Annotated in this window: 17 protein-coding genes; all 17 read left to right on the plus strand. The window is 42.3% G+C overall.

The window, feature by feature from the left end; genetic code table 11:
• Positions 1 to 132 precede the first annotated feature (132 nt).
• The 17 genes from murA (at position 133) to NQ117_RS13810 (ending at position 24,821) form a co-directional block, all read left to right on the plus strand.
• Positions 133 to 1,464, plus strand: a complete 1,332-nt coding sequence (gene murA / locus NQ117_RS13730; protein ID WP_258278591.1) for a UDP-N-acetylglucosamine 1-carboxyvinyltransferase — start codon at positions 133 to 135, stop codon at positions 1,462 to 1,464.
• 316 nt (positions 1,465 to 1,780) lie between these two features.
• Complete coding sequence (gene spoIID / locus NQ117_RS13735) at positions 1,781 to 3,040, plus strand: stage II sporulation protein D (protein ID WP_258278592.1); 1,260 nt, start codon at positions 1,781 to 1,783, stop codon at positions 3,038 to 3,040.
• Positions 3,041 to 3,244: 204 nt separating this feature from the next.
• Entirely contained in the window at positions 3,245 to 3,946 is a 702-nt protein-coding gene (locus NQ117_RS13740) for a peptidoglycan DD-metalloendopeptidase family protein (RefSeq protein ID WP_375163078.1), read from the plus strand.
• Between the two features lie 176 nt (positions 3,947 to 4,122).
• The gene (gene spoIIID / locus NQ117_RS13745) at positions 4,123 to 4,410 is read left to right on the plus strand and encodes a sporulation transcriptional regulator SpoIIID (protein WP_028593821.1); all 288 of its coding nucleotides are present in this window, start codon (positions 4,123 to 4,125) and stop codon (positions 4,408 to 4,410) included.
• Between the two features lie 185 nt (positions 4,411 to 4,595).
• Entirely contained in the window at positions 4,596 to 5,597 is a 1,002-nt protein-coding gene (mreB, locus tag NQ117_RS13750) for a rod shape-determining protein (protein WP_258278594.1), read from the plus strand.
• Positions 5,598 to 5,675: 78 nt separating this feature from the next.
• Entirely contained in the window at positions 5,676 to 6,527 is an 852-nt protein-coding gene (locus NQ117_RS13755; RefSeq protein WP_258278595.1) for a flagellar hook-basal body protein, read from the plus strand.
• A 32-nt stretch (positions 6,528 to 6,559) separates the two neighbouring features.
• Positions 6,560 to 7,402 (plus strand): flagellar hook-basal body protein, encoded by an 843-nt coding sequence (locus tag NQ117_RS13760; protein ID WP_258278596.1) that lies wholly within the window; start codon positions 6,560 to 6,562, stop codon positions 7,400 to 7,402.
• 21 nt (positions 7,403 to 7,423) lie between these two features.
• Positions 7,424 to 7,759 carry a DNA-directed RNA polymerase subunit beta gene (locus tag NQ117_RS13765; protein WP_258278597.1) on the plus strand — a complete coding sequence of 112 codons (336 nt, stop codon included), beginning with the start codon at positions 7,424 to 7,426 and terminating at the stop codon, positions 7,757 to 7,759.
• Positions 7,760 to 7,912: 153 nt separating this feature from the next.
• The gene (locus tag NQ117_RS13770) at positions 7,913 to 8,437 is read left to right on the plus strand and encodes a CDP-alcohol phosphatidyltransferase family protein (protein ID WP_258278598.1); all 525 of its coding nucleotides are present in this window, start codon (positions 7,913 to 7,915) and stop codon (positions 8,435 to 8,437) included.
• A 196-nt stretch (positions 8,438 to 8,633) separates the two neighbouring features.
• Complete coding sequence (fabZ, locus tag NQ117_RS13775) at positions 8,634 to 9,071, plus strand: 3-hydroxyacyl-ACP dehydratase FabZ (protein ID WP_258278599.1); 438 nt, start codon at positions 8,634 to 8,636, stop codon at positions 9,069 to 9,071.
• A gap of 144 nt (positions 9,072 to 9,215) precedes the next feature.
• The gene (locus tag NQ117_RS13780; protein ID WP_258278600.1) at positions 9,216 to 11,225 is read left to right on the plus strand and encodes a DUF5693 family protein; all 2,010 of its coding nucleotides are present in this window, start codon (positions 9,216 to 9,218) and stop codon (positions 11,223 to 11,225) included.
• Complete coding sequence (csaB, locus tag NQ117_RS13785) at positions 11,201 to 12,328, plus strand: polysaccharide pyruvyl transferase CsaB (RefSeq protein ID WP_258278601.1); 1,128 nt, start codon at positions 11,201 to 11,203, stop codon at positions 12,326 to 12,328. Before NQ117_RS13780 ends, csaB begins: the two co-directional genes overlap by 25 nt.
• Positions 12,329 to 12,336: 8 nt before the next feature.
• Entirely contained in the window at positions 12,337 to 13,092 is a 756-nt protein-coding gene (locus tag NQ117_RS13790; RefSeq protein WP_258278602.1) for a WecB/TagA/CpsF family glycosyltransferase, read from the plus strand.
• A gap of 117 nt (positions 13,093 to 13,209) precedes the next feature.
• Complete coding sequence (locus NQ117_RS13795; protein ID WP_258278603.1) at positions 13,210 to 14,337, plus strand: MraY family glycosyltransferase; 1,128 nt, start codon at positions 13,210 to 13,212, stop codon at positions 14,335 to 14,337.
• A 157-nt stretch (positions 14,338 to 14,494) separates the two neighbouring features.
• A complete protein-coding gene (locus tag NQ117_RS13800) occupies positions 14,495 to 18,541 on the plus strand; it encodes an S-layer homology domain-containing protein (protein WP_258278604.1) in 4,047 nt (1,348 codons plus the stop codon).
• A gap of 540 nt (positions 18,542 to 19,081) precedes the next feature.
• A complete protein-coding gene (locus NQ117_RS13805; protein ID WP_258278605.1) occupies positions 19,082 to 22,141 on the plus strand; it encodes an S-layer homology domain-containing protein in 3,060 nt (1,019 codons plus the stop codon).
• Positions 22,142 to 22,292: 151 nt separating this feature from the next.
• Positions 22,293 to 24,821 (plus strand): hypothetical protein, encoded by a 2,529-nt coding sequence (locus tag NQ117_RS13810; protein WP_258278606.1) that lies wholly within the window; start codon positions 22,293 to 22,295, stop codon positions 24,819 to 24,821.
• Positions 24,822 to 24,850 lie beyond the last annotated feature (29 nt).

The following is a 24,850-nucleotide window of genomic DNA, read 5'->3' on the forward strand; positions in this document are numbered from 1 at the left end:
TGTTGTCGAAATTTACGCTTGTCCATCTTTCAACGAGAATGTTATTATGTTAGGTGGACATTTAGAACACGTACCATTATTTACAGATATATAGATTAGATGGGGCGGAAAAATAGCGCGGAGGGAAATAGGATGAGTAAATTTATCGTCCGCGGAGGCAAGCGACTGAAAGGAACTGTGCGTGTTAGTGGCGCGAAAAATGCAGTTCTTCCCATTCTTGCGGCTTCGTTGCTCGGAGAAGAAGGCATCAGTGTTATTCACGATGCTCCTCCACTTGAGGATGTAAAGACGATACATCAAGTACTTGAAAAGTTGGGTGCGAGCCTAAGTTATGAAGGCGAAACCGTTAGGATCAATGCAGAAACGTTAGTTTCTCATGAGGCTCCTTATGAATTGATGCGCAAGATGCGCGCTTCTTTCTTAGTAATGGGACCGCTTCTAGCTCGTACTGGCAAAGCACGCATTTCACTGCCAGGCGGCTGTGCAATCGGATCAAGACCGATTGATCAGCATTTGAAAGGCTTCGAAGCAATGGGAGCCGAAATTGGACTTGGACAAGGTTATATTGAAGCAAAAATTAACGGCCGTTTAAAAGGCACAAAAATTTATCTAGATGTAGCTAGTGTTGGCGCAACTGAGAATATCATGATGGCAGCCACACTTGCTGAAGGTACTACTGTACTTGAAAATGCAGCGCGTGAACCTGAGATCGTTGATCTAGCGAACTATTTGAACAAGATGGGTGCTAAAGTTCGTGGTGCTGGTACAGGAGTTATCCGTATCGAAGGCGTTGAGCGTCTGCTTGGAGCAGAGCATACTGTTATTCCAGACCGTGTTGAAGCTGGAACATACATGGTTGCTGCAGCGATGACAGGCGGAGACGTTTATGTGGAAGGTGCAATCGCGGATCATCTAGGTCCTGTTATTTCCAAAATGGAAGAGATGGGTGTTACGGTTCAGCCAGACGAGAATGGTATCCGTGTCATTGCGGATAAACCACTTAAGGCTGTAGATGTGAAGACATTGCCTTATCCAGGATTCCCGACAGATATGCAATCTCAAATGATGGCACTTCTTTTGGCAGCTGAAGGTACTTCAGTTGTTACCGAGACTGTATTTGAGAACCGCTTCATGCATGTTGATGAATTCAACCTGATGAGCGCAAATATCAAAGTCGATGGCCGTGCAGCTGTCGTTACTGGTGGATTGAAGTTGACAGGAGCTAAAGTTACTGCAACCGATCTTCGCGCAGGTGCGGCACTAATCTGTGTAGGTTTGGTAGCGGAAGGCACGACAGAAGTCGGCGGAACGCACCATATCGACCGTGGATATGTTCATTTGGCTGAGAAGTTGTCCGCTCTAGGTGCAGATATTTGGCGTGTACATGCAGAGCCAACTACTGCTGCTGAAGAAGGAAGCATCAAACGCAGCGATGCATCGCGTGTGAAGTCAACAATGGCGTAAGCTGCATGATCGCAGTTAGCGTAAATGATGTATATTCATGATTGAATACTGTTTAAATGGAAAAGTCGTTTCCTTAGGGGACGGCTTTTTTTGTATGGTTAGATTTAAGTGGGGGGAGTTGTAAATAATGTCGGCAACTCTCTATTTATAGAGACGCAGAAGTTATCTATTTGGTTCCATTTTTTTGCGAAAAAATAGAACGTTAGGTTTATAGGGTAAGCCCTAATTGGTTCTAGCTCCTCTTAATCTTGCATATCGTTGAAAATAGAATTGATGATACGAGAGTGATGAGGAAGTAGAAAAGGAGAGGTGGTAGATGTCGAGACGTTGGAAGCTTGGAAGGTCTCTTAAGTCGAAAGGTGCTATTCATTTCTATTCGTGGCACTGGAAAAAGAAGAGACGCAAGTTCCTTTTTATAATGGCAGGAGCTTGTCTACTCATTCTTGTCCTAATACTGCTGCCATTAAGTATTGTCGAGCCTAGTAAGTATGGAGCTGGCAATAAAACGGGAGCGACCGTGCCTGTAGATAAGCAAGTAGAACAATCACATGTGGATGTAAAGCGCAAGGAAATAGTAAGCCAAGATCGTGAGAAATTGATAGGAACACCGATTGTTTCATCAGAAGAGCGTGCCAGTGCTGCTGCCAAGATCGAAGAGCCGCGTGATCAAGCTCCTTATGTGCGCGTATATTTGGCGGACAAGGGTACGGTGGAGCGAGTTCCTCTGGAAATCTACGTGCGAGGCGTTGTAGCAGCAGAGATGCCGGAGCGCTTTGAGCTGGAAGCGCTCAAGGCACAGGCGATTGCTGCGCGAACATTTATTGTCCGTCGGCTTATGCAAGCTAAGAGTGACGGTGTACCACAAGGAGCCGATGTCCTTGGTTCAGTCGCTCACCAAGCTTATAAGCCGTTAGCTAAAATGGCGGAGCGTGAAAAATCGATGCAGCAGAAGCTGAATCGCGCGGTTAATGAAACGGCAGGGCTTATCCTTACTTATGAGGATAAGCCGATTCAAGCGGCATACTTTTCTACGAGCAATGGTCATACTGAGAATGCAGAGGACTACTGGGCTACTTCGCCAATACCATATTTGCAAAGTGTGCCCAGTCCGTGGGATCGCGCTATATCTCCGCGCTTCACGAACACGGTTAAGCTCGATGCCACCGATATGCTGCGCAAACTAGGCGTCGCTCCGTCCGCCGTTCCCGCTTTTGAGGCGCTCGCGGCGGACGAGGATGCGGCTTCGGAACAAGGAAGCCGCACATTACGGGAGAGCATTAAGGTTCTCTCCCGTACGAAGGGCCAGCGCATCGCCGAGCTAAGCATCGGCGATGCCAAGTTAACCGGTCGGCAGCTGCGCGAGCGCCTCGGGTTAACGTCTAGTTCAGTAGAGTGGAAATGGGAGGATGGCAAAGTGTTGTTGATCTCATACGGCTATGGGCACGGAGTAGGCATGAGCCAATATGGGGCGCAAGGAATGGCGCTCAAAGGTAGCAAGGCTGAGCAGATTGTAACCTACTATTATGTGGGGGCAAAGTTGAAGAAGCTAGAGGATATTTGGCCGAAGCAGTCTTGAACGTACTGGCAAGGGATAAGCTAATTATCTAACTAGTTTCGTATCTTACTAGCGTGAAACTTAGAAAACTTAGAAAATATCAAATGAATACGTATAAAAGGAAAAGCCGCGGTAACAATGGTTACTGAGGTGATACCAATGAGTGAACAGAACCAAAATACAAAAGGTTCAAAAATGAATTCGTCTAGCACGCAACCGTCCTCTATGGAAGATTCGAAGCTTTCAGGAACTCCAGCGGTTCCAACAACTGGATGGAGAAAGCTGTTGTCTAAGAAGTGGGTATTTCCAGCCTTGTATGTCACCGCAGCAGCCCTTATCTTAACGTTAGTATGGGTCTACCAAGGATCCAATCAGCAGCTGAAGCAGAACCCAGCAGCGGTTCAAACAGAGGGTAAGTCCGTGACTGAGAGCCTCAAAGAGCAAACAGCAGGCGAGGCTGTAGAAGTAATGGCGGGCAACGAAGTACTTGGCTGGCCTGTACTAGATGCAAAAGCAGTTGATGTTGTAATGGGCTTCTATGATGCAAATGCAACGAAAGAGGAGCAAGAAAAGGCAGTTGTACAGCATAACCAAACGTTTACACCGAATGTAGGCATTGATTTGGCTAGGAAAGATCAAAAGCCTTTTGATGTAGTGGCAGCATTGAGCGGTACAGTGGTTCGAGCAGAAGCACACCCAACCATGGGCAATGTTGTAGAGTTAGACCACGGCAATGGACTTAAGACATTGTATCAAAGTGTGACGGACGTAAAAGTGAAAAAAGGCGACGCTGTTAAAAAGGGTGATGCCATTGCGATTGCTGGAACGAGTGAGCAGGAGAAAGGCTTAGGCGTACATGTGCACTTTAGTGTGTATGAAAATGATAAGCCTGTTAACCCGACAACTTTGCTTACCAAAAATCAATAAATAAACAGAGCTGTCCCGAGTGTAGCGTATAAGCGTCTGCCTCAGTGGGGCGGCTCTTTTTTTGTTTTCGAAAAAAATTACAATGTCCCTAAGCTTGTCAGGCTTGGTTATAAAGCATAAGTGGGAAGACCCCTCATATAATGTACCAAACTAAGTCAAGTAGGGGAGGCGGGAACGTGCACGATTACATCAAGGAACGGACTATAAAGATCGGCCGCTGTATCGTGGAGACGAAACATACGGTACGCACCATTGCCAAGGAGTTCGGTGTATCCAAAAGTACGGTGCATAAAGACCTGACCGAGCGGCTGCCGGAAATAAATCCGGATTTGGCGGACCAAGTCAAGCACATTCTCGAATACCATAAGTCTGTACGCCACCTGCGGGGAGGAGAAGCAACTAAGATAAAATACAAAAAGACAACTGGCAAAAAGCGTGAGGTGCTTGCAGCCGGCAAGTCTTGACTCACTCCCTACATGTGAACTGCAGTACGCCTTTGTCCGTTCCGTAAATATATAGTACACGTTCTCATTAGTCATTGAACCGAGAGCTTAATATATGATATCTTTATCGAGTAAATATATTGCTGGAAATGGTCGGAAATGATCGTAATTTAGAAGAAATATGGAATCTGGAGGCTCTCGAATCTATGTTGAGCAAGGATATCGGAATTGACTTAGGAACGGCGAATGTTCTCATTCATGTGAAAGGGAAAGGAGTCGTCTTGGATGAGCCGTCAGTAGTCGCGATTGAAAGCGATAGCAAACGTGTATTAGCTGTCGGTGAAGAAGCTCGTAAAATGGTGGGGCGTACACCTGGCAATATTATACCTATCCGTCCGCTTAAGGATGGAGTAATTGCAGATTTCGAAGTTACAGAAGCAATGTTAAAGCATTTCATTCAACGTGTCGGCGGTCGCAAATGGTATTCCTATCCGCGTATATTAATTTGCGCGCCGACGAACATCACATCTGTAGAGCAGAAGGCAATTCGAGAAGCAGCTGAGCGTAGCGGCGCCAAGGAAGTCTTCCTAGAGGAAGAGCCAAAGGCAGCCGCTATTGGTGCGGGCATGGACATCTTTGAGCCTAGCGGCAATATGGTAGTGGACATCGGTGGCGGTACAACGGATGTGGCTGTACTATCTATGGGTGATATTGTAACGGCTTCGTCCATTAAAATGGCTGGAGATAAGTTCGATTCTGCTATTATGCGTTATATTAAACATAAATATAAGCTGCTTATTGGTGAGCGAACATCGGAAGATATCAAAATTACGATTGGTTCAGTTCGTCCTGGAGGCACTAAGCAGGAAATGGACATTCGTGGTCGTGATATGGTGTCAGGTCTTCCTTACACGGTCTCCATTACGTCAGCAGAAGTGCGTGAAGCACTTTGGGATCCGGTCTGTGCTATCGTTGCTGCATCCAAGTCGGTATTGGAACGTACCCCGCCTGAACTATCGGCAGATATTATTGATCGTGGTGTTATTTTAACTGGTGGTGGAGCCTTACTAGACGGCTTAGACGAGCTGATGGCAGATGAACTGAAGGTACCTGTGCTTATTGCAGAAGATCCGATGCACTGTGTTGTCAAAGGAACAGGCATCATGTTGGACAATCTTGATCGTGTCGTTAAGAAAAGGCGCTTCTAATCCGATATATAGATTATATATCTATATACGATACCTTGTACCCTCATAGGGTAAGGTGTTGCGGGAGGAAGATGTAGCATGATACGTGGATTATATACGGCAGCTTCGGGCATGATCACGCAGCAGCGTCGACATGACACGATTACAAATAATATTGCTAATGCACAGACGCCGGGTTTCAAAGCGGTACATACTTCTATGCGTTCATTCCCAGAAATGATGATTCGTCTTATGGGCAGTGACAAAGCAGCAGGAGCTCAGCTTGGGCAGCTAGGTACGGGTGTGTTCGGAGAAGAAAGCCAGATGCTGTTTGTGCAGGGAGATTTGATGCAGACGAAGCAGATGGGGGACTTTGCGCTCGTATCTGATATTGAAGTTCCGGGTATGAACTTCGATGCGTCTGGTAAGTCCATCGATGAACAAGGGAACGTAACATACAAACCGGAAGTATTCTTTACCGTTCAACAAGGTGAAGAAGTTCTTTATACCAGAGACGGGCACTTCACGATAAATGAAGATCAAGAATTGGTAACTGCTGACGGCGCACTTGTACTGGGCGCTAATAATGCACCAATCATTTTGGTGGATACGCCAATTCAGGATTTGCGCGTAGATCCTCAGGGGCGTATGTTCAATGCACGAACTGGTGCAGATTTGGGACAACGCTTATTGCTATCACGCGTAGAGAATCCGAATGATTTGATCCGAGCTGGACATGGAAATTTCCGTCTTGAAAATAATCAAGCAGCTGTAGTGGACCCGACACTTGTTCGTGTAGAACAGGGTTATCTCGAGCGTTCGAATGTGGATACGTCACAGTCGATGGTAGACATGATGTCTGCTTTTCGTGCGTATGAAGCGAATCATAAGATGATTCAATTCTATGATAAGACGTTGGAGAAGACCGTAAACGAGATTGGTCGTGTATAGTCACAAATAAGTCGGGATAGGAGCGTGTTACTATGAACATTTCTATGATCACTGCATCGACTGCGATGAATGGTTTTCAAAATAAATTAGATGTTATCGCGGATAACGTTGCTAATGTAGATACAAATGGATACAAGCGGAAAACGGCTACTTTTGCTGATGTCATGACAAATGTTCTTCAGCAGGGCGAAGATTTCGAACGACCAGGCCGTGCTACTCCATCTGGTTATACAACAGGATATGGTTCAAGATTGAACAGCATTCAGCGTGATTTCTCACTAGGTGAACTCGTATCAACAGGTGTTGATACAGACATAGCGCTGCAAGGGAACGGCTTGTTCGAAGTTCAAACCGCAGAAGGAAATGCTTTCGTACGTGAAGGTCAATTTCAGCTTATGCCTGATGCACGTGCTGGTGTTGCGCCCGGGGGCATATTGACGACGAAGCAAGGTCATGTTGTTATGGGTGCAAATGACCAACCTATTCGAATACGAAATGGATTTGAACTGCGCATTGACTCCCTTGGAAGAGTATTTGAATACAATGTTGCCGCAGGCGATCCTATTCAAGTGGGTGTATTAAAAATTGTCGAGCCTACAAAGCCCGAACTGCTTATGCAGGCGGATGACAATTTGTATGTCATTCCGGCAGGGACACCAAGAGAATCGGTAGTAACGACGTTGAACTTGACGAATATTCCACCAGATGGTATGTTGCCATTGACGGTGCGACAAGGCATGCTGGAGAAATCCAATGTCTCATTAACGGATGAGATGGCGGATCTGATTCAAGCCCAGCGCGCCTATCAGATGGCAGCTCGGGCGCTTTCCTCTGGTGATGCCATGTGGGGATTAGCGAACAGCCTGAGGGGCTAAAGCGAAGCAGGTGAATAGTTAATGGAGAACGGGAAAGAGCGAATAATGGCGAATTCACAACCGTTGAGCCGCTCTAATCGTTATAAAGAAGCAGGCGGATTGGAACGAAGCAAGTCTCCTTCCTCTGCCAATACAGAGCCAGACAATAAGAGTGGGCAGCATTCCAACTCGAACGATGTCGGAAAGAAATCCACTGCGCTAAAATGGGTGTTTCGACTTGTTGTTGTTCCGGTGCTTTGCTTGCTTATGGCATATATCGGTTTAGCTATTGGCTATGTTGTGATCGGTAATGGTGAGTTATCAGAGGCACTATCGCTAAAGCCTCTCATACATGTATATAATCTTGTGTTTGGTTAATTGTTTCATGAATGACAAATACACACCTTGTGACAATTTCGGGTGCTAATCCCGTGTGTTGCAGGGTGTTTTTTGTGCGGTTTTATTTTTGAGTATGGGCATGTATAATAGGTTGAAGGAAAGAAGAAAATGGGGGTTACTGGAGGTTTTGGGGTGAATGTACCGAATTTTCTGACAACGATTCGATTTGTGCTCATCCCCGTCTACTTAATGCTCTTCTTTGTTGGAGAACGATATATTGCTTTTGTCGTGTGGTTATTTGCAGGATTAACCGATGTACTGGATGGTTATTTAGCGCGTAAGCGCAATGAGATCACCTTTGTAGGAAAGATGTTGGATCCGCTTGCAGATAAGCTCATGATTTTGGCAGTGATGTTCTCTTTACTATGGTCTGAGGATTTGCCGATTTCGGCAGTGGCCGCCATGCTTGTTCGAGATGGAGGTATGATTCTTGGCTCGTTATGGTTCTATTTGAGGGGTAAGAAGACATTAGCGGCTAATACTATGGGTAAGCTGACGACGGTGCTGCTGTATGCAGCAATTGTCATGATTTATTTTCAGTGGCAGTATGCAGTAACAGCTTTGTGGATCGTAATCGGATTTTCTTACTTTACATCGCTCTTATATGTAATACAGTTTATAAGGGTAAACAGTCAAACCAAGGATACCATTCATTAAGTCGTTGCTGAGAGTATGTTACATAATTAGATTGAATTCAGTGCCATTTTGTCAAAATGCAGTGAAAAGAGCTTCTTATTAACGGCAGAACCGCATGAAGAAGCTCCTTATCTCAACCTTCACGCCTGCAGTCGATGAAGGACGTTCTTAGTATTTGCCTAATCAAGCTTTTTTATTCAGGAAGGAGCCAATTATCATGGAGCTTAACATTCAACAAATTCAAGAGATTATTCCTCACCGCTATCCATTTTTGCTCGTAGATCGAATTATTGAGATCGAGGAGTGCCAACGTGCGGTAGGTATTAAAAATGTCACCATGAACGAGCCGTTCTTTGCTGGACACTTCCCTGGATACCCAGTAATGCCAGGGGTACTAATTGTTGAGGCACTTGCTCAAGTAGGAGCTGCTGCGATGCTTATTAAAGAAGAAAATCGGGGGCGAATTGCGTTTTTCGGCGGTATCGACAATTGTCGTTTCCGTGGACAAGTGGTTCCAGGCGATACGCTTCAACTTGAAGTAGAGATTACACGCATGAAAGGGACGGTTGGCAAAGGCAGAGGTGTTGCTAAAGTGGGAGACAAAGTAGTAGCAGAAGCTGACTTTACATTTGCTCTTTCTAAACCCGAAGCTTAATTCAGTGCTGTATCCGTCTCAGCTCTGTATTAGTGAACAATCTATATTATGTCTAAGCATACATGAGAAGCGAAGCTGGATAGAAAAGCTGCCAGAGAGCAGCGAGCACGGCAGCAGGGTGGAACGTTTCAAGGAGGGAAATACGTGCTTAATAAATTAGAAGAGTGGAACCGTGGTGCGAAGAAGTGGTTATGGCTTCTTGTCATCATCGGTGTGATTGCTTCGTTAGCGGTTACGGTACAGCGCGTACAGACAGAGCAATCATCGAAGCAGGTTGAAGTTGTGATGGACTACCGCGACCTGATTGATATTTCATTGTATCAAGTGAATCCAACGGCGTATTTGAATGAGCGATTGGATTTGCTAAAAGAAGCCGGTGTTCAATCCATGGCGGTGTTTGAAAGCTCCTTGCGTGAGCTTGAGAATGCCAAACGTATTTATTTGTACAATTCAAGTCAGGTAGCTATGCTGCAAGGGAAGCTGCCATCTATGACTGAAAACTTTACTTATGTGCTATTCAACAGCGAAGAGGAAGCGAAGCAGCTTGCTCCAATGATCCGCAGCACCTTTACACAGCTTGAGGTTGTTGTCCGCGATTGGAAACTAGAGGGTAAAGTGGGTCTTGTGCTAGAGACGCCAATGGAGTTTGCGACTTTACAAGCATTGCCGCATGATCCGATGGCATTGGAATTACTTGTGAGCAAAGGATTTGCGATTGTGCCTCGTTTGTCTGATTCTATCCCATACGATGCGGAACAGGTAGACAAGCAATTGGAGCAGTTTGCTCAGCTAGGTGTGAAGCGTATCTTGTTCGATGGTGAATCGGTAAAAGGATTCACGGATGATGAAGAAAAGAAGAGTTTGGCGAACTTTGCTGAACTTTTGAAGAAGCATCAGATTGGTATTGCAACGATCGAGGGCTTGAAAGCTCCACAGAAAGGCTTTAACCGATTGGCTTTTTTGATTGACTATAATGTGGTTCGAATCCATTCCATTGGAGAATCAGAGTCTTTCAATGAGCCAGAAGTACTTGGTGACCGTATGGCGCTTGCTGTTAAGGATCGCAACATTCGTATGTTCTATTTGAACGCGATGGTGAAGCGTGACGCCAAGAAGAACATCGTTGTTGATTCTACAGATAATTTGATTCGTTCGATGCAAGAACCAGGCAAAGGCTTGGCTATGATTGCAGAAGATGGATTCTCTTTTGGACAAGCAACTCCGTTTGAAGTTGTAGATGCTAATTGGCAGCGATATGCAAAAGCGCTTGTCGTTGTGGGAGCTGTAGCGTTAATTGCGCTGCTTCTTTCATATTTTGTTCCATTTGTGATGCTGCCTGCATTCGTGTTAGGCTTAATAGGAGCCGCTGGCTTGTTTGTACTGAAGAAGTCAGGGTTGCTGGAACAAGCCTTAGCTCTTGGCGCAGCAATTAGTGCACCGACTATTGCGATGATATTGGCGATACGACGTATCGAGATGTCACCACGAGTTACATCAATTGGCCGCCGTTTAGGCCTAGCGGTTGCATTGTTCGTACGAACTTCGCTTATATCGCTAATTGCAGTACCTTTCGTCATTGCATTGTTGAATAATATTACTTACAGCCTCGTGCTGAATCAATTCCGTGGCGTAAGTTTATTGCATCTTGCACCAATTGCATTGACAGCTTTGTATGTATTCCTATATCGTGGCGAGTCCGTATTCAAAGAAGCTAAGCGTTGGCTTGCTATGCCAATTACCGTCCTTTGGGTGTTATCTTTAGGTGTAATCGGTGTAATTGGTCTGTATTATTTGTCTCGTACAGGCAATGCGGGTTCCGTAAGCTCTCTAGAAATGGCATTCCGTACATTCCTTGAAAGTACGTTTGGTGTTCGCCCACGTAACAAAGAATTTTTATTGGCACACCCGATGTTGTTAGCTGGAGCGTTTATCGCACTCCGTTATCGTTGGGGCTCATTCTTATTTATTATTGCGGTAATTGGGCAATTGTCCATGGTGGATACTTTCGCCCACATTCATACTCCGGTTATGATTTCGTTGGCGCGTACGCTGCTTGGCATGGGGCTGGGCTTAATTATCGGCGTCATTGCAATGGTAATTTGGACTGTGATAGAAAGGTGTTGGGAGGCATGGCGTCCGAAGTTCGAACAGTAGTCATTTCTGGCTACTACGGCTTCAATAACAGTGGAGATGAAGCAGTTCTCAACTCGATCCTGAATGCGTTAGAGCGAGCAGGTCGAGAAGCTGGAATTCGCATTGAACCTGTTGTGTTATCTGGAGATCCTGCTGCTACGACAGCATTGTATGGCGTTCGCGCTGTACATCGTATGAAGATTGGCGAAGTTAGGCGAGCATTAAAGAACAGTCACGCCCTCATTAGTGGGGGTGGGAGCTTGCTACAAGATGCAACTAGTGCGAAGACGATTCCTTATTACCTTGGAGTTATTAAACTTGCACAGTGGCTAGGCAAGCCGACATTTATATATGCACAAGGAATTGGACCCGTTCAGCGGAAGCTGTTCTATCCATTTATCAAAAATGTATTTTCACGTTCTGCATACGTATCTGTGCGTGATGTGGAGTCTGCTGCTTTGTTGGAGAAGATGGGTCTCAATAAGAGTTCCATTGAAGTCGTGCCTGATCCTGTTATGGGAATGCGACTTCCATCAGGTACACCTCAATCGTCTGGATTTGATGAAGAGGGAAGACCTATTGTCGGTGTATCCGTTCGATTTTGGAATGAGGATCGTACGGATATGGACCGCATTGCGGAGATGCTGCAACAATGGATGGAACAGCAGCAATTGCATATTCGTTTCCTTCCGTTTCATGGTCACTCGGATGAGGCAGCATCCCGTTATGTTATGGATCGTCTGAGCAATGTAGACAAACATGGCTCGGCTGTCAGTATCAGTCCCATATATCCGCATCCTTTGGACATGCTAAAGGAAGTAAGTCGTTGTCGTGTACTTGTTGGTATGAGGTTGCACTCTCTCATTTATGCAGCTTCCCAACAGGTTCCTGTATTGGGAATATCCTATGATCCTAAGATTGATCAGTTTCTCAATCGCTTAGGTGAGCAGGCGATCGGAACGACTAAGCAGCTTCATCCTCAGCGTGCGGCAGAACAAGCGTCTTCTGTTTTAAGCAATACGGAAAGATGGCGTGAGCAGCATCAAGAGGTTATTCAGCAACTTATACAAGAAGCAGAGCTACCAGCGAAACAAGTGGTACAGTTACTGCGTCAAACGAACTAGGTGATATAATGAACCCGACAAGGGATTATGCAACAGTCTCAATATATGGTGTGCCATTTTCTAAAATGACGATGAAGGAAACTGTCGACTGGATGGCTTCTGCTATTGCAGATCGAAGACCTACTCATGTCATTACTGCGAATCCGATTATTTTGATGAATGCGATTGAAAATGAGCATCATATGCGGATTATGGAGCAAGCGGATATTATTGTGGCTGACGGAACGGGTATCGTATGGGCAGCTGATTACATCGGAGATCCTTTGCAAGAGCGGGTTACAGGATTTGATCTGCTTTATGAATTGATGAAGGTGGGTAATGACGAGGGCTGGAAAGTATATATGCTTGGAGCAGCTCCGGAAGTTGTCGAGGCAGCTGCCAATCGATTGAAGGAATTGTATCCAGGTGTGCAGATCGTTGGATGCCGTGATGGATTCTTTACTGAAAAGGAAGATGAAGCCGTTATTAACGAAATTGTACAAGCTCAGCCTGATTTGCTATTTGTCGCTAGGGGAGCTGAAACTCAGGAGCCGTGGATTGCCCGCTATCGGGAACAGTTGAATGTTCCGATTATGATGGGCGTCGGCGGAAGCTTCGATGTTATCTCTGGAAAGTTGAAACGAGCTCCGAAATGGATGCGTTCTTTACGTCTAGAATGGTTCTATCGCTTGATTAAAGAACCTTGGCGCTTCAAGCGGATGCTTGCGCTTCCTAGATTTGTGTGGAAAGTGGTGCGAGACAAAGGAAAGGTGAAGAAAAAGTAATGAATTCGCCTATAAGCTCACGATATCGCCTATTTTCCTGCTGATTTGGGCGCTGGTGTTTCCATTTCGAACGGAGTATAATTCAATCCGGAGTCAAATGGAGGTTGATAATAACCGATGGTAACCGTATATGTACTTGGTGGGCTGCTGGCATTGCTTTTAGCCACTGGCTTAACACCGTTAGTTAAAGCTTTTGCTATTAAGATCGGAGCAGTTGATGTACCTAATGCTCGAAAAGTACACACTCGGATTATGCCTCGCATGGGTGGACTCGGCATTTTTGGTGCATTTGTAATATCGCTGTTAGGCTTAATGGTTGTTGCACCTGACCTATTGTTATCTACTGAGCGAGACAGCAACCTCGTATGGGGACTTTTAGCTGGTGGCTCAATTATCGTATTGATTGGAGCATTGGACGACCTTTATGAGTTGTCTGCTAAGGTTAAGCTCCTTGGACAAATTATTGCAGCATGTGTAGTTGTATTTGGATTCGACCTAACGGTCAACTTCGTAAATGTACCTTTCGGCAATCAATATTTGTCTATTGATGACTGGATTGCGATTCCACTGACTATCTTCTGGATTGTTGGTGTGACGAATGCAATCAACTTGATTGACGGATTGGACGGGCTTGCTGCTGGCGTATCTGGTATTTCTATTGCTACGCTGCTTGTGATGGCCGTATTTATGGGTAATCCAGTAGTCATTCTATTATGTGCGTTGTTACTAGGCAGTATTATTGGATTTTTGTTCTTTAATTTTCATCCGGCCCGCATATTTATGGGGGACTCGGGTTCACTATTTTTAGGTTTTAGTCTCGCGGTCTTATCTATGCTAGGATTCAAGCAAGTTGCAATCGTATCTTTCGTTACACCGCTTCTTATTATTGGAGTGCCATTATCTGATACGTTCTTTGCCATCGTTCGTCGTTGGCTGCAAAAGAAGCCAATCTTTGCTCCTGACAAAGGCCACTTACATCATTGTTTGCGAGAGCTTGGCTTTAGTCATCGTAAGACAGTACTCATCATTTATGCTATTGCAACGTTCTTCGGTATTCTTGCTATCGTGCAGTCGGTTGCCGCTTCGCATCATGCGAACTGGGTTACTTTTGTAGTAATCTGTATTCTGCTTGTTGCTTTGCAATTGGGAGCTGAAGTCATCGGTATTGTAAGTAAAAAACGAAGACCAATGCTGGATATGCTTCATCGTATTCGCGTCAAAGTTGAGTCGCGTTCAGATTCATAAACATTAAGTACAACCTCCTTTCCTAGCGAACTGCTAGGGGGAGGTTTTTTTGTGTTATCTGTCGCTTTTTGTAATCGATTTACATGATAATCTAAACATTTACATGTTTCTAACCGATAACATGAGTACACAAATTATTAGGTAAGGAGCGAAGATAATGATAGCACTAAGGAAGACACCCGCTTTGAAGAAATGCTTAGCGATCATGCTGACATTAGCCCTTCTCATTACGATGGTGCCACTGCCATTTGGTTCGGTAGCTCAAGCTGCGGGCGGGGGATTTTTCGTATTCCCAAATGAGCAATATGACGCAAAAAGTGCTAGGGTTACTAGCGATGAACGTATTACTTTGGATGGCTCTATTAACGGTGTGGGCGCAAAGGGAATCTCATATACTGTGCAACAAATTACGATGACACCTGACGATAAAGAACATGTTGTAGCTTCTCGCGAGGAGCAGACAGCAAATATAATAATCAACGGAACCAACTTGAAAGTATTTAACCTTCAATTGTTCTCTGGTTTGAACCGCATTACGTTCAAGGGTTTGCAGGGCTCCACGGAAGTGTACGATTCGATCTACGTTGAATATCGTAACGGACCGACCTTGACTGATTTGCAAGTATCTTTGAATGGTGCGCGTCAAGAATTGAAAGAAATCGGAACGACTATTGTTAAATCAACAACGCCTACTAATAAAGATTCAGCTTCTGTAAGTATTACTGGTAAAGCAAAAAATGCTGAAAAAGTTCAAGTTGTCGTTAATAACAATAGCTGGACATTTAACGTTTCTAAAAATAACAATTGGGAGTTCTTTGCTTCACCAATTGTACTTAACAAGGGTAAGAACCTAGTTAAAATTCGTGCGATCAATGGCACCCAAACGGTAGAGACAGTACGTGAGGTTGCACTTTACAACAACACAGTTACGTTCTACGATGTGCATTTTAAAAATGGCTCTGACAAGGTTGATCTATCGACGAATCCTACGTTGAATAAGCCGACCGATATGATTATCTATGGTAAAGCGATTATTCCTATTGCAAAGGGAACAACGAATCCTGCTATTAACATTGAATACTCTTTAACAGGATTGCCTAGTGTTATGAAGGCGACTTACATGAATGAACAAATTATCGATGACTATGTCCTTGTTGATTTTGAAGTTCGTGAAGGTAACCACTTAAATGGACAACTAGATAAGTTGATGCAATTAGAATTAGTTGGAACGAACCTTTCTACCGGCTTCAAAGATAGAAGCACAGTAATGGGCTTTACACTGACAGCGGCAGACAAGCCGATTATTCATGATATTCGTTATCTTAGTAACTACCGTCCAGGTATGGCGGAAAGTGATATTTTAAACCTGTCAGGAACTAAGCTTGATAAAGCGGAGATGTCTTCATTACCTACCGCAATAGAATTCCTGGTTGCTAATTACGGTACTCAAGAAATAGAAATCACGGGAATTAAGGACTACGCTGATAAGGCCCTGGACGCTGCTCAGGTTGCGAAAGCAAAACTAACTAATAAAATAGTCGGTGGAACTGTAGTTGAGAACATTAATGGTGTACCTACGACGTTGACGCGCGTTATTTATACGTTAGATGCGTTGCCGATTAGCGGTAAACAGAAAATTGAGTTTAAAATTAACGGTTCAACTACGCCATATTTTGCAACAGTAACGTTGCTGTATGGACCATTTGTGAAATTTGATTCCGTTTACGATGGAATGCAAATTAAATTTGACACAACTACTGGACAACTAAAAGATATTATTACTGAAAATAAACATTTTAAGCTCTTGGAAGGTACATTGTTGAACGTAGCTGATACAAGTTCAATTGAATATTCCGATGCTACAAAACGTAATGTTTATATGTATTTAAATAATACAGAATTAAAGTTGGAGCAAGTACCTGGTAAGGATAAAACAAAATTTAGGCTTGCTAATGATAATGCAACTCCCAAGGATAATATTAGTAAAGCAGCAGATGCGTTATTTATCGGAGAGAACAAAATAAAATTTGTATATCGTACAAAAGAAGCGATTTACGAAAAAGTAACGACGGTTACTATTATTCCGCTTAACATTCCAGTAATCCCAGCGCCGGATACAGATGGTGTATTCCCTTATAGTGTTACACAAGGAGCGATTATACCAAAGCCGAATAATGACAAGTTCGAGAAAAAGGGCGGCATTTACTACACTCGCGAGAGTAAGATGAATGTTTATGGAACTTTTGACTTCTATGACTTAGGCCGAACAGAAGCAGAAATAAAATCAGCAATCTCCAATCTTCGTCTTCTTGGAGCAGGAAATGTAAAAAATTCTGATAAGTATAAAATTGTGATTACTTCACCGAATTTAAATAAGAAGCTCTCTTGGACATTGAGTGACAAGTTCACGGCAGTTCAGAATGGGCAAATATTGTATGAAGATACAGATGGAGCATCTGTTGACGGACTAACAGTTCAATATAATGCTGATTTGCAAAGTTTTGCTTTTAAAATTTCTAATATGGACATTCCACTAGACGGTAGTCCTGTTGTATTGAATATCGCTGTTTACAATAACGGTGAGAGTGGTCCGCGAGCTACTGCTCGTTTGGAAGTTGTGCCAATTAATGTGCCATACATGGTTGTTCAACCTGTTGATCAAATTCGTGTAATCAATCAGAACTTCTTGGAAGTGGTTATTCATTCTCCAGGTGCTGATAAGGTAGTAATTAATAAAATTGAAGCAAAAAGACAAAAGTATGACCGCTTCTATGATGGTAGTATCGTATATGAAGATGCATTCCGTACGGTTGTAACGGGATTAAAGCCAAATCGCGAAAATAAAATTGAGTTTACGATTACACGCGGTGATGACGTAGAGAAGGCTCATTTTAATGTTAAATATGTACCGACAACCATTCCGGGTGCACAGTACATGGAAACAATGAAATCTTCTCACAAAGCATTTGATAATAACTTGCGTCTTTCTTTCCCGAAGGGGACATCACTTATACGTCGTGATGCTAATAAATCAGAAGAATTTAAACATCAAGTGTACTCTGGTAATCAGATGTTGTTCTCGATTGCTAACCCAGAGAATGGTCGTGTGAATCAATATGACTTTGAAGCAGATAAGCTTCCAGCTAACTTTGACTTGGAAATGAACCAAGCAGGGAACGTTTTCCGAGGCAGCTTCCCAGAAAGCTTCATCAAAGCTAGCCCAGTTTACTGGATTGATCCAGGATTAGCTGATGATCTGATGACGAAGGCTGAGTACGATCCGATTGCTTTTGGTAATGATCCATATCAATTCCCGAATGCGCCTGTGGGCATGTTCTATAATCGTACAATGGATCGTGAACTTGTTCCTTCTAAAGAAGGAAAGCTCACACTATCTTACGACAAAAACATGGCACAAGAAGGCGGTAAGCTTGTTACCGTATTCCGTTTCGATCCAGAATTAAAGCAATGGGAAAATATCGGTGGTGTCGTGGATGACAAAAAACGCACCATTACAGTGCCATTCCGCAAATTTGGTTACTATGTAGTAGCTAAGTTAGGTTCATCCTACAACGATGTTGTGCAGCATCCATATGCACGTAACTATGTCGAGTCTGTACTTGGTAAAGGGGTTATGAATCCTGAACAGCCTCTAAGCTCATTTGGAACAGACATGTATGTAAGTCGTGCTGAGTTTACACGTATGATTGTTAAAGCACTTGATTTGCCGCTTAATTATGAAGGACCTCGTCATTTCGATGATGCGGATTGGCCATCTGATCAAGACTTGAGCCAAGTTAATATAGCAGGCCTATGGGATTTCCGATACATTGAAACAGCAGCACGAGAAGGTATTGTGCGAGGTATTTCTCCAAATGTATTTGGTGTAGATTCCAACTTAACTCGTCAAGATGCATCGGTAATGATCGCGAAAGCGATGAACTTGAAAATGGAGACGGATCGCAGTAAAATTCGCAAAGATCTGTTGAAGTTCTTTAAGGACGCAGACAAGATTGATTATTACGCTCAGCCGGCCGTATTAGCAATTGCTAAGAAAGGCTTGATCGAAGGTATGCCGATCGATCCTTCTGATCCAGAGAAGGGCTTTGTGTTTAATCCAGAAGCTAACATGCTTCGTGGAGATGCAGCTGTAATTATTGCACGTGTCATGATCGATTTGAAAAAGCTACCTAAGATGTCTTGATCGATCGATCGTAGTGGTTTTAAGTATTTTGCTTTCAATCATTAATGATGATAATTCAATGGAGAGTGTCGAGGTAGTTAGTTTCTACCTCGATTTCTCTTTTAGAATTGATAAAGTAATCTTAGTTTACTTAACTATTAATTAAATTAATAATTGCTATGGTTTATTATGTAATTTATCGCTACTGAAAAGTCATGTGATATTGCATATATCTTGCTTGTACACTGATTCAAAGAGACGGTTTATTCTTATGAGTTTTGAAAAAGAAAAAGTTTTTTTGCTCTAGCCGCAACTTTTTTGCAACTAGCGCGTTTAATTACATGAAGTCGAAAAACAAGCGGAAATAATTTATTAGTCTTCCCTGTTTTTCACAAAAATATGCTTTACGCTAGGCTTTGGTACATGTATAATGTCTAGAGTGGAAGAATTATCTCTATTTAATCCCAATTCGATTACGAGTTTCTGTGGCATGACTCATGTTACAGACTTCATTTTTTATAAACCATTTCGCTCTACTTATAGGAAGGGGGTGAATCGGCGATGAGGGAAATGAGAAATCTTTCAGAGCAACACTCTCAACAACCGAAGCAATTTAGAGGAGGAGAAAAAAAGGTTATGAAGAAAAGATTGGCTATGCTGCTTTCCGTTGCTATGGCGTTCTCTATGTTCGCAAACGTAGCATTCGGTGCTGAAGCACAACTCACAACTAAAGAAAAATTCGAAGCATTGGTGAAAGATGGTATCTTCGCTGGTGTTAAAGACAAAAACGGTAACGTTGATCCACAACTTAACACTTTGACTGACCGCGCTCAGTTCGCTAAAATCTTGGCTCTTACAGCTGGTTTGTCCAAAGAAGAAGGTAACTCCTTCAAAGACAAAGGTTACAGCACTAGCTGGGCTAAAGGTTACATCGAAGCTGTTACTAAAGCTGGATACATGACTGGTGTAGGTAACGAGAAGTTCGATCTTAAAGGTAAAGTAACTGGTGAGCAAATGGCGAAATCCTTCGCATTGGCTCTTGGCTTGAAAAAAGTTGAAGATGCTCCAGCAGTAGAAGGCGTGTCCAAATGGGCATACGGCTACGTTGCAGCAATCAAAGCAGCTGGCTTTGACTTCTCCGTAGACGGCAAATGGAACGTTCCAGTTCAACGCGCTGTATTGGTAGAAGCTGCTTACGAAGTTAAACAAAAAACTTCTGTAAAAGTTGAATCCGTAAAAGCACTTGACGAGAAAACAATCGAAGTTAAGTTCACTGACGGTGAAACTGTAAAACATACTCTTGACAAAGCTCTTGTAGAAGGTCAAGAAACAACTGTTGAAGTTACACATAAAGGTGCTAAACACCAAGTTAAAGTTACACTTGAAGCTTTGAAAGTTGAAGCTAAAGTTGCTGGCTTGAAAAAAGTTGAAGCTAAATTGAACCGTACAGTTGATCCAGCTAAAGTAAAAGTTGAAATCAAACGTGGTTCTAGCGTTTTGACTAACAAAGAAGTTAAATTCGACGACACTAAGACAACTGCTCAAGTTGAACTTGGTGCTAAAATGGCAGAAGGCGAGTACACGTTGACTGTTACTGGTGCTTCTTACCAACCAATTTCTACTACTTTCAAAGTAGAAGAAGAGAAAGTTGCTAAAATCGCTCTTCTTGGCGACAAAGCTGCTATCTCTAAAGATCTTGAAAGTGTATCTATCGGATACAAAATTACAAACCAATACGGCGACGACATTTCCAACACTGCTTCTGTAGAGTGGAACGTGTCTAAAGGTAATCTTGAAGTAGATGCTAAAAACAGCCGTCTAGTATTGCATTCTAATGGACCTAAAGGAAACTTTGGTAAGTTCATGTTGAATGAAAAAATCAGCATCAGTGCTCTTGACACTCATAAGTTTGCTGCAAACTTGAGCCAAGTTGTAACTGTAAGTGAGTTCGCAGTTCTTGACAAAGTTGACTTCAAAGGTATCTACCACCCAGAAAAGAAAACTTTGAATACAGATGCTAACTACTCTGAATTCTTCTTGTTGTTCGATGCGTTTGACCAATACGGTAACAAATTGACTCAAGATCAATTGAAAGATTCTGTGTACGCGTACACTACAAACCAAGGCGTTCTTGCTGTTCAAACGGTTACTGGTGCAACATATGCACAAGTACACCAAAAAGACGGTAGCCTTGCATTGGGCTTTGTAAATAAAGGTGAAGGTGAACTTCGCTTTGATGGCAAAGTAACAATCAATCTTCACGGTTTGCTTTCTTCTAAGCAATTCAGCCATGAAGTTGAAGTTGCAAAAGCTGCTACTGTAACAAGCTTTAAATTGCTTAACCCGGACATCGTAGCTGCTGGTGAAACAGTTAAGATTCCTTTCGAAGCTCAAGATCAGTTTGGAAACAAACTTACTTCTTTCGAAGCTTTGAAAAATGTTAAAATCACTGGTAACAACGTTGAAGCTAAAAAAGACCCAATTACAAAAGATCTTGTAATTGAGTACAAAGCTAAAGACTCAGATAAAGAAGAATTCGCAAGTGTTACATCTAACATTCCTAACACTGCTCAATTCTCTTATGTTAACTTCACAGTTAAGAAGAAAGCTTTCCCACAAGTTATCTCTGGTGTAGCTTCTAACGGTATTAACGTTGGTGAAAATGCAACAGCTGACTTGAATAAAGACAACATCAAGATTCAAGATCAATACGGTCGTGAAATGACACTTGATAAAGCTCTTGAGCTTGGTTACAAATTGCAATTGAAAAACAACAACCCTGAGCTTGTTACAGTAGCAGCTGATGATACTGTACTTAGCAAGGACAACAAAGCTATCTCTGTTAAAGGTGTTAAAAAAGGATCCGCATCCCTTGAGTTGACACTTGTTAAGCCAGATGGCCAACCTGATACTCGTTCTACTTACGCATTCAATGTGAATGTTGTTGGTAAGAGTGCTATTACTTCTTACGTAGTAGAAGATGTTGCTACAATCGCTGACCTTACAGGAGCGGGTGTAACAGATGTTAACTACGTAGAGAAGTACAAAACAGAACTTAAAGTATCTGGTGTGAACGCTAGCGGTCAAAAAGTTGCTATCGATTCTTCCTTGTACACAGTTAGCACTGACAACGAAAAAGTTAACTTCGTAAATGGTAAGCTTGTTGCTGATGGCCTTACTAACTACGGTGACAAAAACGAAGTTAAAGTTAAGTTGCTAATCAACATCGACGGTGCTGAAAATGCACAACTTACTAAAGAAGTTACAGTTTCTAAAGCGAAATCTGCTCCTGCTTCCATCAAGCTTGCAGAAAAAGCTGCTGGTACTGTTGTTGACGTAAAAGCTCCAGTTGTAACAATTAAAGCTACTGATGGAAAGGTTCAAATTGCTGACTTGTTCCCAGTAGTATTGGTTAAAGACCAATACGGTGTTGAGAAGCTTGCTAATGCAGCAGACTTGAAAGCTGACCTTTCTGTTGGATCTGAAGGCGTTAAATTCGTGAATGACGGTTTGACAGCTAACCAAGTATCTGCAACAGATCTTAAAGTTGGTAGCGAGTTCACTGTAACATTTATCGCTTCTAACAACGTTTCTACAAGCATTAAAGTTGTAATTGTTTAATAGACAACTACACTAATAATGTCAAGAACCTCAGTCTTTAGACTGAGGTTCTTTTTATTTTATTAAATTATTTTAACTTCCCTCTTAGCAACTTTAAGCGTACAGTATACGTATTAAAGGTAGATGGACTAACTTATGGGAGTGAATAGTATTGTTAACTAATAGAGGCAAGATTGCTGCTATAATGTCATTCATGATGGCAGTGTCGTTTGTATCTCCATCCAGTATAGAAGCAGCTAAACCTGCAACAAGTACGGTTAAAACAGTAAACACTAAGTCTAACAAATCCAATACAAACTCAACATTTAAACCAGCATCATTGAAGAAGGTTAATTTAAGTAAGAATAGTTATGTTCAAATCGATGATATACAATTTTATCATGCCAAAAATGATAAGATCGTTTACTACACGGTCACGGTAGTAAATAAAGACAGCAAACCTATTAATTTACTTGATTACTGGTTCTCTATTCGATCCACTACAGGGGAAAGTTACCCTATTAGTTTAATGGGTCTGACAGAGAAGAAAGATAATTTAGTCCGAGCAAATACAACTAAGACTTTTAAAGTATATACAAAAGTGAATAGCAAACTTAATCTACATAATTTGTTATTTGATGTTATCAAGTGGGATTTTTCCCGTCCTAACTTAGAGCGTCGTATCGGGACGATTGGGATACCGGCGAAATATTCGAATGTTACTCCGGTTGGTGTTAATAGAGAAATTAAGAGTGGTAGCACAACTTTGTTAACTACTCCTTCTTCCCTGCAACTTATTGAAAATGGAAATCAAACAGAAGCGAATCTGACTTTGCAAATTAAGAACAAAACGGCGGGTACTGTTACATTAAACCCTTATAAGTTTTATTTAAGAACGAATCAGAACCGAAATTATCTATTGGAGTCGGAGCAAACCGATATTCAAGTCCTTCCGGGTGAAACGAAGAGTATAAAGTTACATACTAAGCTTCCAGACAATATGAGAAAAGAGAAGTATCAATTGTTTATTGCTGAGGAAAGTGGAACAGAAACAAAGGTTGAAATTCCTTTGGCTTATTCTGCATTGACTATAAAACAGCAAGCTGAAGCAATAACGGGGAAAAATCAAGAAAACACTTTATTAGTTGATGGCCAAGTTGTAAGAAGTAAAGTGGCAAATATGATGGTTGATTCCAATACGGAATATCATAATATTACTTTGAGCTATGAGTTGAAGAATGCTGGGAAGAAACCAGTAAAGCTTCCTAAATACCAGTATTACTTGTCCACATTTGCGCAAACCATGTTTCCTTTAGAAACAACGGATACGGAAACAGATATAACCCTTTTGCCAGGGGTAACGAAAGAAATAACGATGACTGCATCATTGCCTGCAAATGTTTCCATGGATGGCTTGAAATTAATCGTAAGAAAAACAGCGGATGAAGGTAAACGGAATGACTATGTCGTTGGTCAGCATGTTATTCCTTCTACTGAACCGATTAAAGAAAGCAGCAAATCAACCTATGTAAACAAACAGGGTGCGTACGAAGTATCCGTTGAGAACTTTGAGCGTTTGCCATGGGATAGCCAAGATATCGTTAATGCTACGGTAACTGTTAAGAACATAGGTAAAGAAATTCAACCTATGCCGAAAATGGCTGCTACAACATGGTTTAATGGTGTCAAAATCAATAGTAAAGATATAAAAATGCTTGCGATTGAAGAGAAGATTGGCTTGAATCCGGGTGAGAGCGGTAAGCTAATCTTGACCACAAAGGTATCCAGTCAAGCGAAATTTACTAACGCTAAAGTACAGTTATCTGAGACAGTTGATGATAAGCCTATCAAAACGATGGGGAATTTCATGGTGTCTGCGGATAAAGCTAGTATACCAGTGTATCAACCAGGCTCAACTTCGGATTATACACTTGAGCAGCCTGGTATGAAAGCAACATTGGGTGTTGTAGAAACGAACACATATGAGACGAAGGGAGCTAATGTGGTTGAGTCCCTTTTAACTTATAGAAATGTAGGAACACGTTATGGTAAACTTCCTAGTCTACAAGCTTATTACTATTTGGAAGACGGAACCCAAATACCTGCTAAAATCACGACTATTGAAACAGAGGTAGGACCTGATTCTGCAAATTTAATTAGTGTTTCTGCTACAGTTCCTAAGCGCTATACAGCGCAGGATTTGAAGTTGCTAGTTGGACAAGGAATTGCTGGGGGTAAGTACGCAAGCGGAAATGAAAAAGCTGACAGCTATGTAAATGCCGCACTACTAGCATTGAAGGAAGAGAACAAGCGAGTTCATTCTCTGTTTGAACCATTGGAACTAAGACCTTATACGTTTAAATTTAATCGAATTAATGCTGTTCTCAACGGTGAAGATTCTGTGCAGTTTAATTTTGAATACAACTTGTCTTCTTACAAGCCGTTTGATCATATGATGAATAAGCGCAAGCTTGTTATGGAAATAGAATATAACGGTAAGAAGGTAGATAAGCCATTTGAGTTTGAAACAAGTGGTGGTTTGAGTATTGGTGATAAAATAAAAGGAAGCTTTACAATAAATGATCTTGATATGAAAGGCATCGTTAATTCAGGATTTACTTTGAATATTTATGATGAAGTTAACGATGCACGAAAATTGTTGCTCACTCATAAAGTCTATTCTTTTGGAGCACCAGAGTAATTTTTAATGACTTTACTAACAAGGAGCGA

This window comes from Paenibacillus sp. SC116, assembly GCF_024733555.1.
Lineage (GTDB): Bacteria > Bacillota > Bacilli > Paenibacillales > Paenibacillaceae > Paenibacillus_B.